Raw genomic sequence first — 22,439 nt, forward strand, 5'->3', positions numbered from 1 at the left:
ATATATAAAAAATAGGAGGTGGTAAGATGATTGAGAGAATGGAATTGGGGGAATTTTACAAGGAATTGCGCTTGGCGAGAAAGCTCAAGCAGTCAGATGTGGCTTGTGCTGGACTAACAGCCTCTCAGTTGTCCAAGTTTGAACTAGGGCAGTCTATGCTATCTGCGGACAAGTTAATTCTAGCTATTCAAGGAATCAATATGAATTTTGATGAGTTTGGCCATAAGCTCAACAATTATCAAGAATCTCCACATATGCGAATTGGTAGAAGGGTTGTGGATCGTTTTGCCCATCAAGATATAGCTGGCTTAGAGCAACTGTTGGAGGAAGTCGAGCAAGAACAGATGGCGCAGACCTATCGTCGTTTGAATGCTATTGTGATTAAAAATGCCATCCATTCCTTAAATAAGAGCTATCCGCTAACAGATGAGGATAGGGAGTTTCTGACCATCTATCTCTATGCTATTGAGTCTTGGACCTGGTTTGAACTCTATCTCTTTTGCAATACTATGCCCTTCTTAAGTAACCAAGATTTGATATTTTTATCAACCTTTTTACTTGAAAAATCCAAGGAATTTAAAGAGTTACTACATAATCGATTGTATATGAAGCAAGGACTCTTAAATATCTTATCAGAGCTCATGGAGCGAAAACTTTTCTCCTATATCCCAATCTTTGAAGCCGAGTTGGAGAGCATGCTCCGTCCGTATGATGTTTTTGAGAAAGTATCGTGGCAATTTTTAAAGAAAATGAGTATTTTTCTTCAAACCAAAGGAAGCAATCAAAAAGAGATTGAACACTTTATCCAATCTCTGCAAGTATTAGAAAATCCACAATTGCTAGCCCTTTTTGAATTGCGTTTGAAGCAATACAAAGAACTTATCGATTGATTAGAAACGGGAAGACGATAACCCACTCCGAAATAAGCAGGAGTATCAGTTGGATTTTTCTTNTTTTCATCATTAGATCCCTCCTTGTTAGTAGTAACTTTATTATAGCAGGAAAATAATCAAATCTACTAAAATCGCAAATCTGAAATTTCTATAAGAAAAAATATCAAATATGCGATTTTTTAAAATAAGCCAATTTTCGTGTTATACTGTCCTTGTAAAGTACTTAAAGCAAATCCTAGGTCGCATAAGTGGTTTATAAATGGAAAAAGATTTTCCTATAATCAAAGTTCAAACTAGCAATTGATATTAGGAAATGATGGTTTATATTTATGTCATATTACTTATTGGGAAGGAGTAACTAACTATGAAAGCTAAATTTATACTAAAAACGGGAATTATTCTAACTAGCTTTGTTTTCTTAAATACAGTAGCATTGAACACAACAACTGTGTTTGCTAATAGTCCTTCTGTCGAAGAAGCAGAATCCAGTGCTCGAATTCAAGATAGAACTGTTGTCCTAACTTATGATCCCGTGGATGACTCGGATAACTATTGGGTTTATAAATACAGAGCAGCACCTTACGATTTTTACTATAACACAAAAACTAATAAATGGAAGACTATACAATATATTTCTACTTGGGAACATACTACAAATGTTATAGTAGATGGTTGGGGGAAATACGGTCCTTGGCGTCCTAGATAAAATGAGGTAAACGATGGAAAAACAGAGTCAGTTACAAATTTTAATTCATTCCCTGTACAATAATAAAGAAATTAGCTTGACGGAAGACTTTAGGAAGCAATTGCTGGAAACAGCGAAACAGTTTTCTAGTAGTAATGAAGATTTGTTAGCTGCACGTCTTTCATTTGCCGTTTCTAAAGAATTGTTGAGCTTTAAAGGTGAACCGCCGACAGAGTTGTTGGATTTAGCAAAATTTGTCCAAAAGAAAGAAGCTAAATACAAGCAGGGAATAGTGTGGTCTGGTATTTTTAAGATATGATTCATTATAAAATACGGTATTAACGGTTATATAATGCATGAATCTAAAATGAAAAAGAATAATAAGCAAGGTCTGAATCTCAATGCCAAACCAAGTCTTGTTTTTGATACACTGGAATAAAATGGAGTCTGTCTGATTACAATCAGCAGACTTTTTTCTCTTTCCCGAATGTGTTATAATAGTCCATGCTGTGGCTGGAACTGATTCAGCCTATTTATTAAGACAATATGAGGAGAAAGATGAAAGAAAAAGGATTTTGGGAGGGGGCGCAGGCAGCTATGCCAACGGCCCTTGGTTATGTCAGTATTGGCCTTGCCTGTGGGATTATCGGTGCGCCCTATGTGACACCTGTTGAGATGGGCTTGATGAGCCTCTTTGTTTATGCTGGGAGTGCCCAGTTTGCCATGTTGGCTCTGATTGCGGTTCAAGCACCTGTAGCAGCTATTGCTATGACGGTTTTTTTGATCAATTTGCGTCTCTTTTTATTGAGTTTACACGCATCAACTTATTTCCGTCATACAAGTCTCTGGCACAATATCGGTATGTCTAGTATCTTGACGGATGAGACTTATGGTGTTTTGATGGGCGAATTGGTCCATGCAGACAAGGTCAATCCTATGTGGATGCATGGAAACAATCTCAACAGCTATGTGGCTTGGTTTGTGGGAACAGTTGTCGGAACGGCTCTGGGTGGCCTGCTGCCAAATCCAGAGATCTTTGGATTGGATTTTGCCCTGGTTGGGATGTTCATCGGAATTTTTGCTTCGCAATTCCAGATTATGCAAAGACGGATTCCTGTCCGCAATCTGCTCATTATCCTAGCAGTTGTTGCGGTGTCCTTCTTTTTGCTCTTGACAGTGGTGTCTCAGTCGCTAGCTGTTCTGTTTGCGACCTTGCTAGGTTGTACAATGGGGGTGGTTTTAGATGGTCAGTAAGTCTCTTCTATTAGCAGTTATTTTCTCTGGTCTTGTGACTTGGATTCCCCGTATGATTCCCTTCATCTTGGTCAAGTATAAGGGCTTGCCTGCTATCGTTGAGCGTTTTTTGAAGTTTTTGCCCGTTTCTATTATCTTTGCCTTGATTCTTTCAAGCGTAGTGACAGGTAAGGTTGGGAGCCTTCCTCAAATTAAATGGCTAGACTTCTTAGCCGTCTTTCCAACAGCTTGGGTAGCCTTTCGCTACCGTAATCTAGTCGGAACAGTTCTCTTTGGAGTTATTTTGATTGCAGTCTTGCGTTTGGTCTTTTAAATTAGCTATAAAGAAAATCTATCACAGAGATAGATATCATATAATGGCGTAAATGCTCTTTTTCTGTTAAGATTATAAGGTATTCTATTTTGGAGGAAATGACATGAAAAAAATCGTTAAATACTCATCTCTTGCTGCCCTAGGGCTTATTGCTGCAGGTGTGCTAGCAGCTTGCTCAGGTGGTGCTAAGAAAGAAGGAGAAGCAGCTAGCAAGAAAGAAATTATCGTTGCAACCAATGCTTCACCAAAACCATTCAACTATGAAGAAAATGGTGAATTGACTGGTTATGAGATTGAACTAGTTCGTGCTATCTTTAAAGACTCTGATAAGTATGAAGTCAAGTTTGAAAAAACAGAGTGGTCAGGTGTTTTTGCAGGACTTGACGCTGACCGTTACCAAATGGCGGTTAATAACATCAGCTACACTAAAGAACGTGCAGAAAAATACCTTTATGCAGCGCCAACTGCTAAAAACCCTAACGTTCTTGTAGTGAAAAAAGATGATTCTAGCATTAAATCGCTTGACGATATTGGTGGAAAATCAACAGAAGTTGTTCAAGGGACAACTTCTGCTAAACAGTTAGAAGACTACAACAAACAACACTCAGATAATCCAACTGTCCTTAACTATACTAGAGCTGACTTCCAACAAATCATGGGACGCTTGAGCGATGGCCAGTTTGACTACAAGATTTTTGATAAAATCGGTGTTGAAACAGTCATCAAGAACCAAGGTTTGGACAACTTGAAAGTTATCGAACTTCCAAGCGACCAACAACCTTACGTTTACCCACTTCTTGCTAAAGGTCAAGATGAGTTGAAAACATTTGTAGACAAACGCATCAAAGAACTCTACAAAGACGGAACTCTTGAAAAGTTATCTAAACAATTCTTCGGAGACACTTATCTACCAGCAGAGGCTGATATTAAATAATTTTTTGAAATCATCCATTCTGATTCAGATGGGTGATTTCTGAGTCTTTAGGGATATAGTTTTAAACTATATATCTGACTATCTAATAACAATTTGTGAAATCAAACAAATTGTGAGATACTAGTACGGTATTATTTTTAAGGAGAAAGAATCATGAAAATTAAAAAATGGCTTGGTGTAGCAGCCCTTGCTACAGTCGCAGGTTTGGCTCTTGCAGCTTGCGGAAACTCAGAAAAGAAAGCAGACAATGCAACAACTGTTAAAATCGCAACTGTTAACCGTAGCGGTTCTGAAGAAAAACGTTGGGACAAAATCCAAGAATTGGTTAAAAAAGACGGTATCACTTTGGAATTTACAGAGTTTACAGACTACTCACAACCAAACAAGGCAACTGCTGATGGCGAAGTAGACTTGAACGCTTTCCAACACTACAACTTCTTGAACAACTGGAACAAAGAAAACGGGAAAGACCTTGTAGCGATTGCAGATACTTATATCTCTCCAATCCGTCTTTACTCAGGTTTGAATGGAAGTGACAACAAGTACACTAAAGTAGAAGATATCCCAGCAAACGGAGAAATCTCTGTACCGAATGACGCTACAAACGAAAGCCGTGCGCTTTACTTGCTTCAATCAGCTGGTTTGATTAAATTGGATGTTTCTGGAACTGCTCTTGCAACAGTTGCTAACATTAAAGAAAATCCAAAGAACTTGAAAATCACTGAATTGGACGCTAGCCAAACAGCTCGTTCATTGTCATCAGTTGATGCTGCCGTTGTAAACAATACCTTCGTTACAGAAGCAAAATTGGACTACAAGAAAGCACTTTTCAAAGAACAAGCTGATGAAAACTCAAAACAATGGTACAACATCATCGTTGCGAAAAAAGATTGGGAGTCATCACCAAAAGCTGATGCTATCAAGAAAGTTGTTGCAGCTTACCATACAGATGAAGTGAAAAAAGTTATCGAAGAAACATCAGACGGTTTGGATCAACCAGTTTGGTAATAAGAAACAGGGAGGTGGGAGAGAGAATTCCACCTCTTGCTTTTGTATAGAGCATGGATTGTCAGGAAGAGTAGTTCATAGAAAGGTAGAGAGAATATGGTTTTTCCTAGCGAACAAGAACAGATTGAAAAATTTGAAAAGGATCATGTAGCCCAGCATTATTTTGAGGTTTTGCGTACCTTGATTTCTAAGAAGTCGGTCTTTGCCCAGCAGGTTGGACTTAAGGAAGTCGCAAATTATCTGGGTGAAATTTTCAAACGTGTTGGGGCTGAAGTGGAGATTGATGAGACTTATACGGCCCCCTTTGTCATGGCGCATTTCAAGAGTTCGCGTCCAGATGCCAAGACCTTGATTTTCTATAACCACTATGACACTGTGCCAGCGGATGGGGATCAGGTCTGGACAGAGGCTCCTTTTACGCTTTCGGTCCGCAATGGTTTTATGTATGGGCGTGGGGTTGATGACGACAAGGGTCATATCACGGCTCGTTTGAGTGCTTTGAGAAAGTATATGCAGCACCATGATGACCTGCCTGTCAATATCAGTTTTATCATGGAGGGAGCGGAGGAATCGGCTTCGACAGACCTAGATAAGTATCTGGAAAAACATGCAGACAAACTCCGTGGGGCGGATTTGTTGGTCTGGGAACAAGGAACCAAAAATGCTTTGGAACAGCTGGAAATTTCTGGCGGAAACAAGGGGATTGTGACCTTTGATGCCAAGGTAAAAAGTGCTGATGTGGATATTCACTCTAGTTATGGTGGGGTTGTGGAATCAGCTCCCTGGTATCTCCTTCAAGCCTTACAGTCTCTTCGCGCTGCAGATGGCCGTATCTTGGTTGAAGGCTTGTACGAAGAAGTACAAGAGCCAAACGAACGGGAATTGGCCTTGGTGGATATTTACGCCCAACGAAATCCAGGGGAAATCAGCCAGATTTATGGTTTGGAATTGCCTCTCTTACAAGAGGAGCGTGCAGCCTTTCTGAAACGTTTCTTTTTCGAGCCAGCCCTTAATATCGAAGGGATTCAGTCAGGTTATCAAGGACAAGGAGTCAAAACGATTTTACCAGCAGAAGCCAGTGCTAAGCTAGAGGTTCGTTTGGTTCCTGGTCTAGAACCGCATGATGTTCTGGAAAAAATTCGGAAACAGCTAGACAAAAATGGCTTTGATAAGGTAGAATTATACTATACCTTGGGAGAGATGAGCTATCGAAGCGATATGAGCGCGCCAGCCATTCTTAATGTAATCGAGTTGGCCAAGAAATTCTATCCACAGGGCGTTTCAGTCTTGCCGACTACAGCTGGAACAGGCCCTATGCATACGGTCTTTGATGCCCTAGAGGTACCAATGGTGGCCTTCGGTCTAGGAAATGCCAATAGTCGAGACCACGGTGGAGATGAAAACGTGCGAATCGCCGATTATTACACCCATATTGAATTAGTAGAGGAGCTGATTAGAAGCTATGAGTAGAGATATTATCAAGTTAGATCAGATCGATGTGACTTTTCACCAAAAGAAGAGAACCATCACAGCGGTCAAGGATGTGACTATTCACATCCAAGAAGGGGATATCTACGGAATCGTTGGATATTCTGGAGCAGGGAAATCAACCCTTGTACGGGTGATTAACCTCTTACAAAAACCATCTGCAGGGAAAATTACTATTGACGATGATGTGATTTTTGATGGCAAGGTGACCTTAACGGCAGAGCAGTTGCGTCGTAAACGTCAGGATATCGGGATGATTTTCCAGCACTTTAACCTGATGAGCCAAAAGACAGCAGAGGAGAATGTAGCCTTTGCCCTCAAACACTCTGGACTCAGCAAGGAAGAAAAGAAAGCTAAAGTAGCCAAGTTGTTGGACTTGGTTGGCTTGGCGGACCGTGCTGAAAACTACCCTTCACAACTATCTGGAGGGCAAAAACAGCGTGTGGCCATTGCACGTGCCTTGGCAAATGATCCAAAAATCTTGATTTCAGACGAGTCAACTTCTGCCCTTGATCCTAAGACAACCAAGCAGATTTTGGCCTTGTTGCAAGATTTAAACCAAAAATTAGGCTTGACGGTTGTCTTGATTACGCATGAAATGCAAATTGTCAAAGATATTGCCAACCGTGTGGCAGTGATGCAGGATGGGCACTTGATTGAAGAGGGCAGTGTTCTTGAAATCTTCTCAGACCCTAAACAACCTTTGACTCAAGACTTTATCTCAACAGCCACAGGTATTGATGAAGCCATGGTTAAGATTGAGAAGCAAGAAATCGTGGAACACTTGTCTGAAAACAGTCTCTTGGTGCAACTCAAGTATGCAGGTGCTTCAACAGACGAGCCACTTTTGAATGAATTGTACAAGCATTACCAAGTAACGGCTAATATCCTTTATGGAAATATCGAAATCCTCGACGGCACTCCTGTTGGAGAATTGGTTGTGGTCTTGTCAGGTGAAAAAGCAGCGCTAGCAGGTGCCCAAGAAGCCATTCGTCAAGCAGGCGTACAACTAAAAGTATTGAAGGGAGGACAGTAAGATGGAATCATTGATTCAAACCTATTTACCAAATGTCTATAAAATGGGCTGGGCTGGTCAAGCAGGCTGGGGAACAGCTATCTACCTAACCCTCTATATGACAGTTCTGTCCTTTATCATCGGAGGTTTCTTGGGGCTAGTGGCAGGTCTTTTCCTTGTCTTGACAGCGCCAGGCGGTGTCTTGGAAAATAAGGTTGTCTTTTGGATTTTGGATAAGATTACCTCTATTTTCCGTGCGGTGCCATTTATCATTCTCTTGGCAGTCTTGTCACCCTTCTCACACCTAATCGTAGGGACAAGTATCGGGCCAAATGCGGCTATCGTACCGCTATCTTTTGCAGTCTTTGCCTTCTTTGCCCGTCAGGTGCAGGTTGTCTTGGCTGAGCTAGATGGTGGTGTCATTGAGGCTGCTCAAGCGAGCGGAGCGACTTTCTGGGACATCGTAGGTGTTTACCTATCAGAAGGTCTTCCAGATTTGATACGTGTGACGACTGTGACCTTGATTTCACTTGTTGGGGAAACAGCTATGGCCGGTGCGGTTGGAGCTGGTGGTATTGGTAACGTGGCCATCGCTTATGGATTTAACCGCTACAATCACGATGTGACCATCTTGGCAACCATCATTATCATTTTGATTATCTTTGCAATCCAATTCTTGGGAGATTTCTTGACTAAGAAATTGAGTCATAAATAAAAAGTGCAAGGCAATCTGTACATCATTCATAGGAGTTGTTGTTATAGTCAAGACTTGAAATTTTCTGTACTAGCTACTATCAGTCGTTATTTTTATGAGTTAGAGAGTTAAGAATTGTGGGGAGTCAATATGCAAAATCTAGGAGAAGTTTTTAAAGAATTGAGAAAGAGTCGGAATGTATCTCTACAAGAGGCGACGGGAGGAGAGTTTACTTATTCCATGCTGAGCAAATTTGAGCGCGGAGAAGCAGACTTATCATCTATGAAATTGATTACTGCCTTAGATAACATCCACTCTGATTTGAATGAATTTATGTACTTGGTACGTGGTTTTTCTCAGAAACAGTTTTTGGCTTTTCAGGAAAATCTCTGGGAACTATATGACAGAGAAGGGATTGATTCTCTCCATTCCTTGTATGAAGAGACGACTAAAAAGTATAGATCAAGTGCTAAAAAAAGCTATCTTTTACAAATGATTCGTATCAAAAGCCTTCTCGTGTTTTTTGATTCAGAAATCAGGGCAACGGATGAAGAATTGACTTTTCTCTATGACTATTTTTTTACTATTGATATCTGGGGAAATTATGAATTGGAATTATTTTCAACGATTTCTACTTTGTTCCCTCTGCCCCTCTATTTTAAATATTCTAGGGAGATGCTACAAAAGACAGATTTATTAGGCTCTTTACCTAGTAACAAAGTCGCTATTGATACCATTTTGATTAATGGACTCTTTAAAGCGATAGAGGAAAAGGATAAATTAAAAGCAGACTATTTTGTTTTTCAGATTGAAAAACGAGAATTGCCAGAATCTCAAGCTTATCTTAAAATCATTTATATGATTGCTAAAGGGTATTATGATACTATTTTTAAAGTAGAAAATAAGGGGCTTGAAAAAATCCAAAGAGGCATTACAATCTTACAAGATTTAGAGTATATAGATGGTGCAAGATATTATGAAAACTATTTTGCAAATCAGCTCTCAAATGAAGATTTGTAATATATTCTCATTACATCAATTGACGAAAAATAAATAGGCTTGTAGATGGATTGATAATTAGCAGTTTCTAGACGCTAGAGTTTCTATTTTCAGAAAAAATATATTACAAAAAAGTGGGGAGTCCCGCTTTTTTTGTTAGACTGGATTCAATAGAATACGCTTTGAAATGTGAGAAAGGCCTGTTATGAAACTATTCTTAAGACATCATTTATTTAGAATACTTACCTTATCAAGGTTTTTGAGCTCAAGTGGAGCTTATATTTATAATCTGGTATTTATCGTTTATGCCGCGAGTCTACCCTTTAAAAATATAGCTGTATTTATGGCGAATATGATTACGATTTTACCTTTCCTATTTACTTTTTATATTGGGATTAAGGCGGATCATACTCGGAATAAAGCAGGGACAATTATCTGGGTTGGTTGTGTGCAAAGTTTCCTATTTCTTTTGATTGCTGGTGTGATTCATGACCAGAACTTCGTAACGTTTGCTTTTATCTGTATAGTTAATATCTGTTCGGATATTTTATCGGATTATACAGCAGGCCTTCGTATGCCGATTATCCAGCATAATATTTCGGAAGATAGGCTCTATGAAGCTTATTCCTTTACTCAGTTTGTTTCCTATTTATCAAATCTAGGAGGTCAAGCCTTAGGAGTATGGCTACTCACAACCAGTCATCAAAATTTTTCTTTTGTTGCAATGGTGAATGCTGGTTTCTTTTTACTATCTTCTCTTATTTTGTTCAAAAATAGAAGAGAATTGACGCATTTGTCTATAAGTGTAGAGGATAAGTCGATTAGTTTACTTCAACAAGTTAAGGCGATCTATGCGGACATGGATGATATCTTTAGACAGAGAGAAAGTCAATCATTGCTTAAAATTATCTTTGTTATTTTGGTAATGAATACTTTGGGAGGGGCTGTCGGAGGTATTTATCACTTTTACTTATTAGACCATACTATCTATCATCTCAGCTATGCTCAAGCCCTATTTTTAATTGAATGTGTTAGCTTGGGAGGAGCTATTCTTGGTAGCTTAACTCCCCATGATTATTTTGGGAAATTGTCGTTTTCAAGTTTGCTATCGCTCAATGCAATTCTGTTTGTCTTGTTGGCTACTGCTAATATTTTAGATTTTTCTCCTCTAGTAGGTGTTGCCTGCTTAGCCTTTGTCATGTATTTGATGTCGAAATCAATGCCTAAATTAGATACTCTGTTACTGTCTAATTTGAGTGCGGATGTATTAGCTAGAAGTAATAATCTCTTGAGTATGATTTTTTCCCTAACATTACCCTTGGGGGTGTCTGTATTTTCCTTCTTAGCTTTACAAGATATCAGGCTTTGTTGGTGGGTGTTTTTAGTAGTGAGTGTGATAGGGTTGATTTTATCACTAGAAAAAAGAAGTTTTTCAGGTAAAAAATTTTAACCGAGGAAGCTCAGTCTTACTAGAAGGTCTTCCAGATTTGATTCGTGTGACGACTGTGACCTTGATTTCCCTTGTTGGGGAAACAGCTATGGTGGGTGCGGTTGGAGCTGGTGGTATTGGTAACGTAGCCATCGCTTATGGATCTATACTCTTCGAAAATCTCTTCAAACTACGTCAGCTTTGCCTTGCCGTAGGTATATGTAACTGACTTCGTCAGTCTTATCTCCAACCTCAAAACAGTGTTTTGAGCAACCTGCGGCTAGCTTTCTAGTTTGCTCTTTGATTTTCATTGAGAATTAACCGCTACAATCACGATGTGACTATCTTGGCAACCATTATTATCATTTTGATTATCTTTGCAATCCAATTCTTGGGAGACTTCTTGACTAAGTCTTGAGCCATAAATAAAAAGAGCCGTCTGGCTCTTTTTTATTGACTAGATTTTCTGCGCAAATTTTTTACTCAAGGCTTGTCCAATCAAGGCACCCAATAGGGCTCCGATGATAACACTTGCGACAAATAGAAGGATGGTTCCAGGATTTGGTGCAACCATGATACGATCGATATATTCTTGGGATTTTCCTCTTGCCAGAAGGGTAGCCATATAGGCTTTGGGCGCAATCCACATAAGCAAGATTGGTCCTGTTGAGCTAAAGGCAAAGAGAATGAAAGAAAGGAAGTTTTTTGTTTGGTCCTTGTATTTTCCTAGGCTAGCTACTGCATCTGCTAGGAGGCCGCAGATAATTCCAGGAAGGAAGGCACCAGCACCGTGTTTAGTTCCCAAGAAAAAGAGGGCAATGACAAGGCCGATAGTGGTAATGGCTCCAAAGCGCGGAACTTTTGCGACCAGAATCATATAGGCGCTACCACCGACAAGGGCAGTAAAGGCAGGCGCATAAAACATATTTCCAGTTTGGTCAAAGAGATTTCCCAAAAGGACACCAATCCCCATGCAGAGGAAGTAAAGAACTGCAAAAAGCAGAGTCGTTAAGATAGATTTTTTCATGAATTGTCTCCTGATAATTTTTTCATAATTCTCATTGTACCATGGTTTGATGGGATTGTAAATGGGGAGAAAGTGTTATTGTTTGCTTGTCATACTCTTCGAAAATCAAATTCAAACTGCGTCAACGTCGTCTTGCCGTACTCAAGTACAGCCTGCGGCTAGTTTCCTAGTTTGCTTTTTGATTTTCATTGAGTATAAAACTAAATTTTTTATAGATTTGTTAATTTTAAATCGTTTTACTGTATTGCTTAAACCAATTTGACCTTCGCAGAATTACTAAACAAACAACGCATTAAGGCTGCCCAACAACTCTTACTTTCAACTAGTGACAGTATCGAAGATATTTGTTATGCCGTTGGTTACAGTAACGTGGGATATTTCTATAAAGTGTTCCGAAAATTGTGTGGAAAGTCTCCCAAAGCCTACCGAAAACAGGTAGAAACTATACTATAAGATTTGTATCCCTTTACAAAAAGTGCTATAATATAAATAATAATATCAGGAGGTTCTATCATGAAAAAGAAACCGATTTATCTATGGGTCTTGCTAATCTTGTCTGCCCTTATTTCAGCTACGTCTCTGTTTGAACTTTTGAAGCCCTTACCTAGCAAAGAAGTCCTTCGTGCTGCTCAGAAACAGGTTGCAGGGGTCAGTGCTCAGCAGGTAGAAGATAGCATTAATTATAGCTATAGAGTGGCAGAAGCGTCTCATTCTATTTTTAATATGGCCTTGATTGTGCTATCTGCTATTTTAGTGGTAGTAGCGATTGTGTTCCTTGTTCGTAAGAATTTGCAATATGCAAACTATACTTATGTTGGCTATGTTTTGTTAGCTATTATTGGTTCAATTTATACCTATGTGACTTTGCAAGACGCTGTGCAGTTGCTTCAAGATGAGACCATGCGTTTGACAATGAGTATTGGTTCAAAAGCTGTTAGTATTTTCTATATCGTTATCAATGTTCTTTTCCTAGCCTTTGTCTTTTACAAGATGTGGCGTCAGCAAAAAGCCTTGGCAGAAGAAGAGGAAACAGAAGAACTTGCTTAAGTATTGACAAAAAAGAGCTATCAGGTTACAATCTTGGTAGTTCTTTTTCGATTAAAAATAAAATCATGGAGGTACATATGAAGACAATTTCTTTAGTTTATATTAGTCTGAGTGGGAATACTGAGAGTTTTGTGACACGCTTGAAAGACTATCTCTTGTCCCAGTACGAGGGGATTGAGGTCCAAAAGATTCATATCAAGGATTTGGTCAAGGAAGGCCAAGATTTCTATGAAATGGATCATCCTTATGTCACTTTTTTGCCGACCTACCTAGAAGGTGGAAATGGCGTGGACAACGGAGATGTTGAGATTTTGACGACACCCGTTGGGGATTTTATCGCCTATGGCGACAATGCTAGTAAGTGTTTTGGCGTGGTTGGTTCAGGAAATCGTAACTTTAATAACCAATACTGTCTGACAGCCAAGCAATATAGTGAGCGTTTTGGATTCCCTGTATTGGCTGACTTTGAAATGCGTGGTATGCTGGGAGATATCAAACATGTCGCAGCGATTATTGCAGATTTGTATGAGTTGGAAAGTTGAGCTTAGGCTTGACTTTTTTATTATTCCAAGCAGTTTTATCAGAACTCTTACTTTCTATGCTCCAAGAGTTGATTGATGTGGTCTACTTTTTTTGATGCTCTTTTATAGGAAATAGTCCAAATGATGAGGTAGACAATTGCAAACTCGATAATAAGCTGGAGATAGAAGATCCAGTGGAAGGGGAACCAACCTGCTAGGGTTGCTAGTGGGACAAAGCCTACTAGCATAAGGAAGAAATGGGTCAGAGTCGCACGGAGCAAGCTCCAGTCACGGCTGAATAATCGCTTGCCAAAGTTGAAGAGAATACCGATGGCTGCCCAGATCAGTGTGCAGTAGAGCAAGACCAGGGCACCGTGAACCTGATGTTGAGCCATCACTTGGCCGATGAGAGACTCGGAACTTAGTGGGGCGTAGGTATTTGGGGCATAAATGAGTGAAAAGATGATAGAGAGGATGAGGCCGATGAGGACACCAGTAGCTGCATCGTGGAAGGTTTGTTTTTTCATAGTTCTAATTTCTCCTTGATGGTTTTTAGGTAACGGCGTGAAGAGTAGGTGAAGCTTTCGTTTTTCAAGAAAATTTCTACTAGGCCGTTGGGGGTGAGCTTGAGATGAGAGATGGAATCGATATTGATGATTTCAGATTGGGAAATTTGGATAAAAGTTGTTGGCAGAATTTCAAGGACCTGATAGAGTCGCAAATCAATGCTGTAGGTCTGACTCGCTGTTTCTGCTAGAACCTTCCGATTCTCGATATAGAAGCGTTGTATCTTACCAATCTCAACGAGATAGATCTGATTATCGATTTTCCCTTTGATTTTTTCTGTTAGATCCAGATTTTCTGCGAGCTCGATGACTTTCTGGATTTTATCGGTTTCTTGAGGTGCTTGAACAATCAGCTTTTCCTCTTCGTAAGTCTCACTAATCTGTAGTTCTACTTTCATAAATTTCTCTCCTTGTTTTTCATACAAAATTAATCTCACTTCTTGTACACCTTTATTAATACTCTTCAAAAATCAAATTCAAACCACGTCAGCGTCGTCTTGCCGTACTAAAGTACTGTCTGCGCCTAGCTTTCTAGTTTGCTCTTTGATTTTTATTGAGTATACCACTATTTTATGCCCCCTTCAAGGGACTTTGTCTATGTGGAGGGATTTGACTCCTATGTGGTGGAGCTTTTCTGTTCTTTCTGAAATATGGTATAATAGCACTATCAATTTCTAGGAAAATAGATACAGAAAGGGGCTGAAAGATGTCTCATATTATTGAATTGCCAGAGGTGCTGGCAAACCAGATCGCGGCAGGAGAGGTTATCGAGCGTCCAGCTAGCGTTGTTAAGGAGCTGGTAGAAAATGCCATTGACGCAGGCTCTAGCCAGATTATCATTGAGATTGAGGAAGCTGGTCTCAAGAAAATCCAAATCACAGATAATGGTCATGGAATTGCCCACGATGAGGTGGAATTGGCCCTGCGCCGCCATGCGACCAGTAAGATAAAAAATCAGGCAGACCTTTTTCGGATTCGGACGCTTGGTTTTCGTGGTGAAGCCTTGCCTTCTATCGCTTCTGTTAGTGTTCTGACCCTTTTGACGGCGATGGATGGTGCGAGTCACGGGACCAAGCTAGTCGCGCGTGGGGGAGAAGTTGAAGAAGTCATCCCAGCGACTAGTCCTGTGGGAACCAAGGTTTGTGTGGAGGACCTCTTTTTCAACACGCCTGCCCGCCTCAAGTATATGAAGAGCCAGCAAGCAGAGTTGTCTCATATCATTGATATTGTCAATCGTCTGGGTTTGGCCCATCCTGAGATTTCTTTTAGTTTGATCAGTGATGGTAAGGAAATGACGCGAACAGCGGGAACAGGTCAATTGCGCCAAGCTATCGCAGGGATTTACGGTCTAGCTAGCGCCAAGAAGATGATTGAAATTGAGAATTCTGATCTTGATTTCGAAATTTCTGGCTTTGTGTCTTTGCCTGAGTTAACTAGAGCCAATCGCAACTATATCAGTCTCTTCATCAATGGTCGTTATATCAAGAATTTCCTACTCAATCGTGCTATTTTAGATGGTTACGGTAGTAAGCTCATGGTAGGCCGTTTTCCACTGGCTGTCATTCACATCCATATAGACCCCTATCTAGCGGATGTCAATGTGCATCCGACTAAGCAAGAGGTGCGGATTTCTAAGGAAAAAGAACTGATGGCTCTGGTCTCAGAAGCTATTTCCAACAGTCTCAAGGAACAAACCTTGATCCCAGATGCCTTAGAAAATCTTGCTAAATCGACCGTGCGCAATCGTCAAAAGGTGGAGCAGACCATTCTCCCTCTCAAAGAAAATACGCTCTACTATGAGAAAACTGAGCCGACAAGACCTAGTCAAGCTGAGGTGGCTGATTATCAGGTAGAATTAACTGAGGAAGGGCCGGATTTAACCCTGTTTGCCAAGGAAACCTTGGATCAGCTGACCAAGCCAGCAAAACTGCATTTTGCAGAGAGAAAGCCTGCTAACTATGACCAACTAGATCATCCTGAGTTAGACCTAGCTAGTCTTGATAAGGCTTATGACAAGCTGGAGCGAGAAGAAGCATCCAGCTTCCCAGAGTTGGAATTTTTTGGTCAGATGCACGGGACTTATCTTTTTGCACAGGGACGAGATGGGCTATACATCATAGACCAGCATGCGGCTCAGGAACGGGTCAAGTACGAGGAGTATCGTGAAAGCATTGGCAATGTTGACCAGAGCCAGCAGCAACTGCTAGTGCCCTACATCTTTGAATTTCCTGCGGATGATGCGCTTCGTCTCAAGGAAAGGATGGAACATTTGGAGGAAGTAGGAGTCTTTCTAGCAGAGTACGGGGAAAATCAATTTATCCTACGTGAACATCCTATTTGGATGGCAGAAGAAGAGATTGAATCAGGTATCTATGAGATGTGCGACATGCTCCTTTTGACTAAGGAAGTTTCTATCAAGAAATACCGAGCAGAGCTGGCTATCATGATGTCCTGCAAACGGTCTATCAAGGCCAACCATCGTATTGACGATCATTCGGCTAGACAACTCCTCTATCAGCTTTCTCAATGTGACAATCCCTACAACTGTCCCCACGGACGTCCTGTTTTGGTGCATTTTACAAAGTCAGATATGGAAAAGATGTTCCGACGTATTCAGGAAAATCACACCAGTCTCCGTGAATTGGGGAAATATTAATACTCTTCGAAAATCTCTTCAAACCACGTCAGCTTCGCCTTGCCGTACTCAAGTACTGTCTGCGGCTAGCTTCCTAGTTTGCTTTTTGATTTTCATTGAGTATAAAAGTACAAAAAAGTCTGGGAAAAATTTTTAAAATCAGAAAAACGCATAAAATTAGGTGTTCAAAAACCTTTATTCTATGCGTTTTATTATGGAAATATTTGCTTTTTTCCGAATACTCGTCGAAAATCTATTTAATACTCTTCGAAAATCAAATTCAAACCACGTTAACGTCGCCTTGCCGTACTTAAGTACAGCCTGCGGCTAGTTTCCTAGTTTGCTCTTTGATTTTCATTGGGTATAAACCACGTCAGTTTTATATGTAATCTCAAAACAGTGTTTTGAGCTAATTTTGCCAGTTTTGTTTGTAACATCAAAGCTGTGTTTTACCAATCTGCGACTGGCTTCCTAGTTTGCCCTATGATTTTCATAGAGTATTAAATTGCGATTTTGCCAAGTTTCTTTATTCGTCTAAAAGTAGAGTCTGTTCTAAGCGTCTAATGTACGGATTAGGTTGACCATTTCAATAGCTCCTTGTGCACACTCAGAACCCTTATTTCCTGCTTTAGTGCCAGCTCGCTCTATGGCTTGTTCAATTGTATCTGTCGTTAGCACACCAAACATAACTGGGATTTCGCTATTTAAACTGATTTGGGCAATTCCCTTAGATACCTCGCTACATACATAATCATAATGACTTGTACTACCTCTAATGACAGCTCCCAAGCAGATAATTGCATCATATTTTTTACTTTTTGCCATTTTTGATGCAATCAGTGGTATTTCAAAAGCTCCTGGAACCCAGGCTACCTCGATATCTTTCTCGTTTACATTCTCTCTTTTGAGATTATCTAGTGCTCCAGATAATAATTTTGAAGTTATAAATTCATTAAATCTCGCTACAACAATACCTATTTTAATATCATTCGCTACTAAATTACCTTCATAAGTGTTCATTTATTTTCCTCCATATTTAAAATGTGACCCATTCGATTTTTCTTTGTTTCTAAATAAAAACTATCGTAAGGATTGGCTTCTATTTCGATTGGTATTCTACTGGAAATGGGAATTCCATATTTTTCTAACTGTTCAACCTTGTCAGGATTATTTGTCAGTAAATGAAGTGACTGTAGTCCCAGGTCTTTAAGCATTTGTGCTCCAATATAATATTCTCTTAAATCGCCTTCAAAGCCTAATGCAAGATTGGCATCAAGCGTATCCATTCCTTGATCTTGTAAATGATAGGCTTTTAATTTATTGATAAGTCCAATTCCTCGTCCCTCCTGTCGCAAGTAAAGTAAGACACCCGAACCATTTTCAGCAATCATTTTCATAGCTTTATCGAATTGCTGTCCACAATCGCACCGTAAAGAGCCTAAAACATCTCCTGTTAAACATTCAGAGTGGACCCGACATAATACATTGCCTTCATCCTCTATATTTCCCATAATAAGAGCAAGATGATGTTCCCCATTTAGTTTATCTATGTAGCTAATTGCTTTGAAATTACCGTATCTAGTAGGCATATTGACAGTTGAAACTCGTTCTACCAGCTGATCATATACTTTTCTATATTCTTGTAATTCTTTGATGGTGATTAGTGGGATGTTGTGTTTCTTCGAGAACTGAATTAAATCATCTGTTCTCATCATTTTGCCATCATGATTCATTATTTCACAACATAGGCCACACTCTTTTAGTCCTGCTAATTTTAATAGATCAACAGTTGCTTCAGTGTGTCCATTTCTTTCTAGAACACCACCGTTTTTCGCAATTAAAGGAAACATATGTCCTGGCCTGCGAAAATCAGAGGGTCTTATATCTTCAGCTACACACATACGTGCGGTCAGTCCTCTTTCCTCGGCAGAAATACCTGTGGTCGTTTCCTTATAATCAATTGAAACTGTAAAAGCCGTCTTATGATTATCTGTATTGTTTTCAACCATAGGTGAAAGCATTAATTGATTAGCTAAACGTTCGCTCATAGGCATACAAATTAATCCTTTGGCATAAGTAGCCATGAAATTAACACTTTCTGTTGTAGCTGCTTGTGCGGAACAAATTAAGTCTCCTTCGTTTTCTCTATCCTTGTCGTCTATAACAAGAACAAGTCGTCCCTTCTGCAATGCTTCTAATGCTTCTTGTATTTTTTGATATTCCATTGACTGATCATCCTTTCTGCTAAAATCCATTTTGATATAACAGTTCCTTCGATATTTCTGATTTTGGAGAGTTATCCATCAGTTTTTGCACATATTTACCTAAGATATCATTTTCAAGATTTACTGTACTCCCGACTTGTTTACTCTTAAGAATGGTTTGTTCCAAGGTATGAGGGATAACAGAGACTGAAAAGTTTACTTTGGAGACTTTAGCGACAGTCAGACTAATGCCATCAATTGTAATAGATCCTTTTTCAACTATTAAATCTAAAATTTCTTTTTTTGTGTTGATTTGATACCATACAGCATTATCATCTTTTTTTATTGACGAGATTTTTCCTGTACCATCAATGTGTCCTGTAACGACGTGACCTCCAAGTCGACCGTTGACAGATAAGGCTCTTTCTAGATTCACCTCACTTCCATGTTTTAATAGAGTAAGAGCTGTTCGACTCCATGTTTCATTCATTACATCAACTGTAAAGGCTTGATGATTGAAATGAGTAACTGTAAGACAGATACCATTTACTGCTATACTATCGCCTAAATGGATATCCGTTAATATTTTTGAGGCTTTAATCGATAGTGTGCAATTACGAGAATTTTTCTCTATTCTTTCAACTTTTCCGATTTCTTCAATTATTCCTGTGAACATGGGTAAATCACTTCACTTTCTATGAGATAGTCATTTCCTATTTGAGAAAAAGCATAAGGTTTCAGCATGATAGCGTCATTTGGCAAAGAAATACCTTCACCTCCGACAGGAAACTTGGCACTGCCTCCAAAAATTTTTGGTGCAATATATATTTTCAGATCATCAACAATTTGTTGTTCCAAAGCACTCCAATTCATTAGACTGCCCCCCTCTAGAAGTAGGCTATCAATCTGCATGTTTCCTAGATGTTGCATTAAACTTGATAAGTCTATATGATTGTCTTTTTTCTTTATGGAAAGTATTTCACAGCCATGATTTTGATATAGCTTTATTTTATTTTTATCTTCAGAGGAAGTAGCAATATAAGTTTTAATATCATTTGCTGTTTTTACGATTTTAGAGGTAAGAGGAGTTCGTAAATGTGTATCGCATATGATGCGGACAGGATTTTTCCCTTCCTCTAATCTACATGTCAGCAAAGGATCGTCTTGAATAACAGTATTGACTCCCACCATAATCGCACTAACATGGTGTCGTAACTGATGCACATGCTTTCTTGCCTCTTCTCCAGTAATCCATTTGGATTGATTTGTTTTAGTGGCTATTTTTCCATCCATTGTCATTGCATATTTCATAAAAACATAGGGTACATGCTGGGTAATATACTTTCTAAAACTTTTTATTAAGTTAAGACACTCATTCTCTAAAACTCCAACAGTAACTTGAAGATTATTTTCCTCAAGTATCTTTACTCCTTTTCCAGATACAATAGGATTACAGTCTAGACTTCCAATGACTACTCTTGTAATACCACTATCGATTATAGCATCTATACAAGGAGGTGTTTTCCCAAAGTGACAACAGGGTTCAAGTGTTACATAAAGCGTTGCTCCGACAGGGGATTCTCTACAGTTTTTAAGAGCATTTCTCTCAGCATGTGGGCCGCCAAAAAACTCATGATATCCTTGTCCGATAATGTGATTATCTTTTACAATAACTGCGCCGACCATAGGATTAGGATTGACGTAACCAGCCCCTTTTTGTGCCAGTTTTATTGCTAATTGCATATATTCTGAGTCGCTCATCTCACTACCTCCAAAAAAATATACCTTGAATAGGGGACTATTCAAGGCATACAAAAGAGAACTTATGCAATTAACAAAAATGCTCTGAAATGACAAGTAATCATTTCAGAGCACACAAAAAGCACAAATATACTTTCATCTTCTTTCATCCAGACTATACTGTCGGCTTTGGAATTTCACCAAATCATGCCTTTCGGCTCGTGGGCTATACCACCGGTAGGGAATTGCACCCTGCCCTGAAGATAGTTATTCAATTACAGATGATTATAGTACTTAATTTTGAATATGTCAACAGATAAATACAGATTATTTTTGCTATACTGTGTTTGTGTTCATTGCTCCTCTATCATCGGCTAAAGAAAATATGGTATACTAGATAGGCAAATTAAGAGAGAAGGAAAACTATGTACGAATATTTAAAAGGAATCATTACCAAAATCACTTCCAAATACATTGTTCTTGAAGTCAACAGTATCGGTTATATCCTGCATGTGGCCAATCCTTATGCCTACTCAGGACAGGTCAATCAAGAGGCTCAAATTTATGTGCATCAGGTCGTGCGTGAGGATGCCCATCTACTTTATGGATTCCGTTCAGAGGACGAGAAGAAGCTCTTTCTCAGTCTGATTTCGGTTTCTGGGATTGGTCCTGTGTCAGCTCTTGCTATTATCGCTGCTGATGACAATGCTGGCTTGGTTCAAGCCATCGAAACCAAGAATATCACCTACTTGACCAAGTTCCCTAAAATTGGCAAGAAAACAGCCCAGCAGATGGTGTTGGACTTGGAAGGCAAGGTAGTAGTTGCAGGAGATGACCTTCCTGCTAAGGTGGCAGTGCAAGTAAGCGCTGAAAACCAAGAATTGGAAGAAGCTATGGAAGCCATGTTGGCGCTAGGCTACAAGGCAACAGAGCTCAAGAAAATCAAGAAATTCTTTGAAGGAACGACAGATACAGCTGAGAACTATATCAAGTCGGCCCTTAAGATGTTGGTCAAATAGGAGCAGAGCATGACAAAACGTTGTTCGTGGGTCAAGATGACCAATCCGCTCTACATTGCCTATCATGATGAGGAGTGGGGCCAGCCTCTCCATGATGACCAAGCATTGTTTGAGTTGTTGTGTATGGAAACCTATCAGGCAGGCCTGTCTTGGGAAACGGTACTAAACAAACGCAAAGCTTTCCGAGAAGCTTTTCATGGCTATCAAATTCAAGCGGTCGCAGATATGACCGACACCGAACTGGAAGACTTGCTGGAGAATCCAGCCATCATTCGAAATAGAGCCAAGATTTTTGCTACACGCGCTAACGCCCAAGCATTTTTACGACTACAGGAAGAATATGGCTCTTTTGATGCCTATCTTTGGTCCTTTGTTGAGGGGAAAATAATCGTTAACGATGTTCCCGATTACCGCCAAGCCCCAGCTAAAACACCTTTGTCTGAAAAATTAGCCAAAGATCTCAAAAAACGAGGCTTTAAGTTTACAGGACCAGTCGCCGTCTTGTCTTTTCTACAAGCAGCAGGGCTGGTTGATGACCACGAGAACGATTGTGAATGGAAAAGCGGAAATTAGTGGGTGTAGGTAACTAGAATATCCGAGAATATAGAAAAAAGCTGAGAAACTTTTCCCAGCTTTTTATATATACTATTAGATTTGTTAGAGTGAAGTCAAAAAAGTGATTCCACCTAAAATAACACCAGCTGAATTTGGAATGATTAGTATCCAATCCTTCTTAGGTTCCTTTGTCCATCCATAAATAACCCAGATTAAGCAAGATATAGCAGCTGATAAAGGTTGAAATGGTTGAGCTTTATTTCCCTGTAAATTAGCGATAATTTGAGGTATGTAGGCAATAAATACTATGATTCCAATAAAGGCACCAATAGAACCTACGATTCGATTAATTTTTTGTTTTGTCATATACACCTCCTTCAAAAGGATATCATAGAAATTAGCGAAATGCAATA

At 39.5% G+C, this 22,439-nt stretch carries 25 protein-coding genes, 2 pseudogenes and 1 riboswitch; of the genes and pseudogenes, 19 read left to right on the forward strand and 8 right to left on the reverse strand.

Translation table 11 applies throughout. The annotated features are described in order from the left end of the window. Positions 1–26: 26 nt before the first annotated feature. The 13 genes and pseudogenes from D8787_RS02195 to D8787_RS12100 form a co-directional block, all read left to right on the forward strand. Positions 27–890: an Rgg/GadR/MutR family transcriptional regulator gene (locus D8787_RS02195; protein WP_125420498.1), complete on the forward strand. Its 864-nt coding sequence runs from the start codon at positions 27–29 to the stop codon at positions 888–890. A gap of 367 nt (positions 891–1,257) precedes the next feature. Next, positions 1,258–1,599, forward strand: a complete 342-nt coding sequence (locus tag D8787_RS02200; protein ID WP_125420500.1) for a hypothetical protein — start codon at positions 1,258–1,260, stop codon at positions 1,597–1,599. Between the two features lie 13 nt (positions 1,600–1,612). Then, positions 1,613–1,897: a bacteriocin immunity protein gene (locus tag D8787_RS02205; protein WP_125420502.1), complete on the forward strand. Its 285-nt coding sequence runs from the start codon at positions 1,613–1,615 to the stop codon at positions 1,895–1,897. Positions 1,898–2,136: 239 nt separating this feature from the next. Further along, positions 2,137–2,832: an AzlC family ABC transporter permease gene (locus tag D8787_RS02210; protein WP_125420504.1), complete on the forward strand. Its 696-nt coding sequence runs from the start codon at positions 2,137–2,139 to the stop codon at positions 2,830–2,832. Continuing rightward, positions 2,822–3,145, forward strand: a complete 324-nt coding sequence (locus tag D8787_RS02215) for an AzlD domain-containing protein (RefSeq protein ID WP_125420506.1) — start codon at positions 2,822–2,824, stop codon at positions 3,143–3,145. Before D8787_RS02210 ends, D8787_RS02215 begins: the two co-directional genes overlap by 11 nt. Before the next feature lie 103 nt (positions 3,146–3,248). Further along, positions 3,249–4,079: an amino acid ABC transporter substrate-binding protein gene (locus D8787_RS02220; RefSeq protein ID WP_125420508.1), complete on the forward strand. Its 831-nt coding sequence runs from the start codon at positions 3,249–3,251 to the stop codon at positions 4,077–4,079. Positions 4,080–4,232: 153 nt separating this feature from the next. Then, positions 4,233–5,087: a MetQ/NlpA family ABC transporter substrate-binding protein gene (locus D8787_RS02225; RefSeq protein ID WP_125420510.1), complete on the forward strand. Its 855-nt coding sequence runs from the start codon at positions 4,233–4,235 to the stop codon at positions 5,085–5,087. A gap of 96 nt (positions 5,088–5,183) precedes the next feature. Beyond that, positions 5,184–6,557 (forward strand): M20 family metallopeptidase, encoded by a 1,374-nt coding sequence (locus D8787_RS02230; protein WP_125420512.1) that lies wholly within the window; start codon positions 5,184–5,186, stop codon positions 6,555–6,557. After that, positions 6,550–7,611: a methionine ABC transporter ATP-binding protein gene (locus D8787_RS02235; RefSeq protein ID WP_000085666.1), complete on the forward strand. Its 1,062-nt coding sequence runs from the start codon at positions 6,550–6,552 to the stop codon at positions 7,609–7,611. Before D8787_RS02230 ends, D8787_RS02235 begins: the two co-directional genes overlap by 8 nt. Position 7,612: 1 nt before the next feature. Then, positions 7,613–8,305 (forward strand): methionine ABC transporter permease, encoded by a 693-nt coding sequence (locus D8787_RS02240; protein ID WP_000444647.1) that lies wholly within the window; start codon positions 7,613–7,615, stop codon positions 8,303–8,305. Positions 8,306–8,434: 129 nt separating this feature from the next. Then, complete coding sequence (locus D8787_RS02245; RefSeq protein ID WP_125420514.1) at positions 8,435–9,304, forward strand: helix-turn-helix domain-containing protein; 870 nt, start codon at positions 8,435–8,437, stop codon at positions 9,302–9,304. A gap of 184 nt (positions 9,305–9,488) precedes the next feature. Further along, on the forward strand, positions 9,489–10,733 hold the full coding sequence (locus tag D8787_RS02250; protein ID WP_125420516.1) for a transporter: 1,245 nt from the start codon (positions 9,489–9,491) through the stop codon (positions 10,731–10,733). A gap of 16 nt (positions 10,734–10,749) precedes the next feature. Next, positions 10,750–11,141: pseudogene (locus D8787_RS12100) on the forward strand (hypothetical protein); the annotation flags it as partial. Between the two features lie 28 nt (positions 11,142–11,169). Here D8787_RS12100 and D8787_RS02265 read toward each other — a convergent pair. After that, entirely contained in the window at positions 11,170–11,739 is a 570-nt protein-coding gene (locus tag D8787_RS02265) for an MptD family putative ECF transporter S component (RefSeq protein ID WP_125420518.1), read from the reverse strand. Positions 11,740–11,991: 252 nt separating this feature from the next. Between D8787_RS02265 and D8787_RS02270 the strand changes: the two are divergent. The 3 genes and pseudogenes from D8787_RS02270 to nrdI form a co-directional block, all read left to right on the forward strand. Continuing rightward, positions 11,992–12,192 (forward strand): annotated as a pseudogene (locus tag D8787_RS02270) (helix-turn-helix domain-containing protein); the annotation flags it as partial. Between the two features lie 60 nt (positions 12,193–12,252). Next, positions 12,253–12,786 carry an ABC transporter permease gene (locus D8787_RS02275; RefSeq protein ID WP_125420520.1) on the forward strand — a complete coding sequence of 178 codons (534 nt, stop codon included), beginning with the start codon at positions 12,253–12,255 and terminating at the stop codon, positions 12,784–12,786. A gap of 77 nt (positions 12,787–12,863) precedes the next feature. After that, the gene (nrdI, locus tag D8787_RS02280) at positions 12,864–13,328 is read left to right on the forward strand and encodes a class Ib ribonucleoside-diphosphate reductase assembly flavoprotein NrdI (protein ID WP_125420522.1); all 465 of its coding nucleotides are present in this window, start codon (positions 12,864–12,866) and stop codon (positions 13,326–13,328) included. Between the two features lie 47 nt (positions 13,329–13,375). On the opposite strand, the gene D8787_RS02285 is transcribed toward nrdI, so the two are convergent. Together D8787_RS02285 and D8787_RS02290 are read right to left on the reverse strand one after the other, a co-directional pair. Next, entirely contained in the window at positions 13,376–13,834 is a 459-nt protein-coding gene (locus tag D8787_RS02285; RefSeq protein WP_125420524.1) for a DUF3021 domain-containing protein, read from the reverse strand. Beyond that, positions 13,831–14,271 (reverse strand): LytTR family DNA-binding domain-containing protein, encoded by a 441-nt coding sequence (locus D8787_RS02290; RefSeq protein ID WP_125420526.1) that lies wholly within the window; start codon positions 14,269–14,271, stop codon positions 13,831–13,833. Before D8787_RS02290 ends, D8787_RS02285 begins: the two co-directional genes overlap by 4 nt. A gap of 308 nt (positions 14,272–14,579) precedes the next feature. Between D8787_RS02290 and mutL the strand changes: the two genes are divergently transcribed. After that, the gene (gene mutL, locus D8787_RS02300; protein ID WP_125420528.1) at positions 14,580–16,529 is read left to right on the forward strand and encodes a DNA mismatch repair endonuclease MutL; all 1,950 of its coding nucleotides are present in this window, start codon (positions 14,580–14,582) and stop codon (positions 16,527–16,529) included. Positions 16,530–17,060: 531 nt separating this feature from the next. Here mutL and ribE (D8787_RS02310) read toward each other — a convergent pair. From ribE (D8787_RS02310) to ribD, 4 genes are read right to left on the reverse strand one after another with little or no spacing between them, the layout of a single operon-like run. Continuing rightward, positions 17,061–17,528, reverse strand: a complete 468-nt coding sequence (gene ribE, locus D8787_RS02310; RefSeq protein ID WP_001099498.1) for a 6,7-dimethyl-8-ribityllumazine synthase — start codon at positions 17,526–17,528, stop codon at positions 17,061–17,063. Beyond that, on the reverse strand, positions 17,525–18,733 hold the full coding sequence (locus D8787_RS02315) for a bifunctional 3,4-dihydroxy-2-butanone-4-phosphate synthase/GTP cyclohydrolase II (protein WP_125420530.1): 1,209 nt from the start codon (positions 18,731–18,733) through the stop codon (positions 17,525–17,527). The genes ribE (D8787_RS02310) and D8787_RS02315 overlap by 4 nt, the downstream gene beginning before the upstream one ends. Positions 18,734–18,752: 19 nt before the next feature. Then, the gene (gene ribE / locus D8787_RS02320) at positions 18,753–19,388 is read right to left on the reverse strand and encodes a riboflavin synthase (protein ID WP_125420531.1); all 636 of its coding nucleotides are present in this window, start codon (positions 19,386–19,388) and stop codon (positions 18,753–18,755) included. After that, positions 19,373–20,473 carry a bifunctional diaminohydroxyphosphoribosylaminopyrimidine deaminase/5-amino-6-(5-phosphoribosylamino)uracil reductase RibD gene (gene ribD / locus D8787_RS02325; protein ID WP_125420533.1) on the reverse strand — a complete coding sequence of 367 codons (1,101 nt, stop codon included), beginning with the start codon at positions 20,471–20,473 and terminating at the stop codon, positions 19,373–19,375. Before ribD ends, ribE (D8787_RS02320) begins: the two co-directional genes overlap by 16 nt. 133 nt (positions 20,474–20,606) lie before the next feature. Continuing rightward, positions 20,607–20,721, reverse strand: a riboswitch (FMN riboswitch). A gap of 156 nt (positions 20,722–20,877) precedes the next feature. Here ribD and ruvA point away from each other — a divergent pair. Together ruvA and D8787_RS02335 are read left to right on the forward strand one after the other, a co-directional pair. Next, positions 20,878–21,471: a Holliday junction branch migration protein RuvA gene (ruvA, locus tag D8787_RS02330; protein ID WP_125420535.1), complete on the forward strand. Its 594-nt coding sequence runs from the start codon at positions 20,878–20,880 to the stop codon at positions 21,469–21,471. A 9-nt stretch (positions 21,472–21,480) separates the two neighbouring features. Next, complete coding sequence (locus D8787_RS02335) at positions 21,481–22,044, forward strand: DNA-3-methyladenine glycosylase I (RefSeq protein WP_125420537.1); 564 nt, start codon at positions 21,481–21,483, stop codon at positions 22,042–22,044. A gap of 84 nt (positions 22,045–22,128) precedes the next feature. Here D8787_RS02335 and D8787_RS02340 read toward each other — a convergent pair whose 3' ends face one another. After that, a complete protein-coding gene (locus D8787_RS02340; RefSeq protein ID WP_000166114.1) occupies positions 22,129–22,392 on the reverse strand; it encodes a SemiSWEET family transporter in 264 nt (87 codons plus the stop codon). Positions 22,393–22,439: the final 47 nt, after the last annotated feature.

The organism is Streptococcus mitis, from assembly GCF_003944325.1.
GTDB lineage: Bacteria > Bacillota > Bacilli > Lactobacillales > Streptococcaceae > Streptococcus > Streptococcus mitis_CW.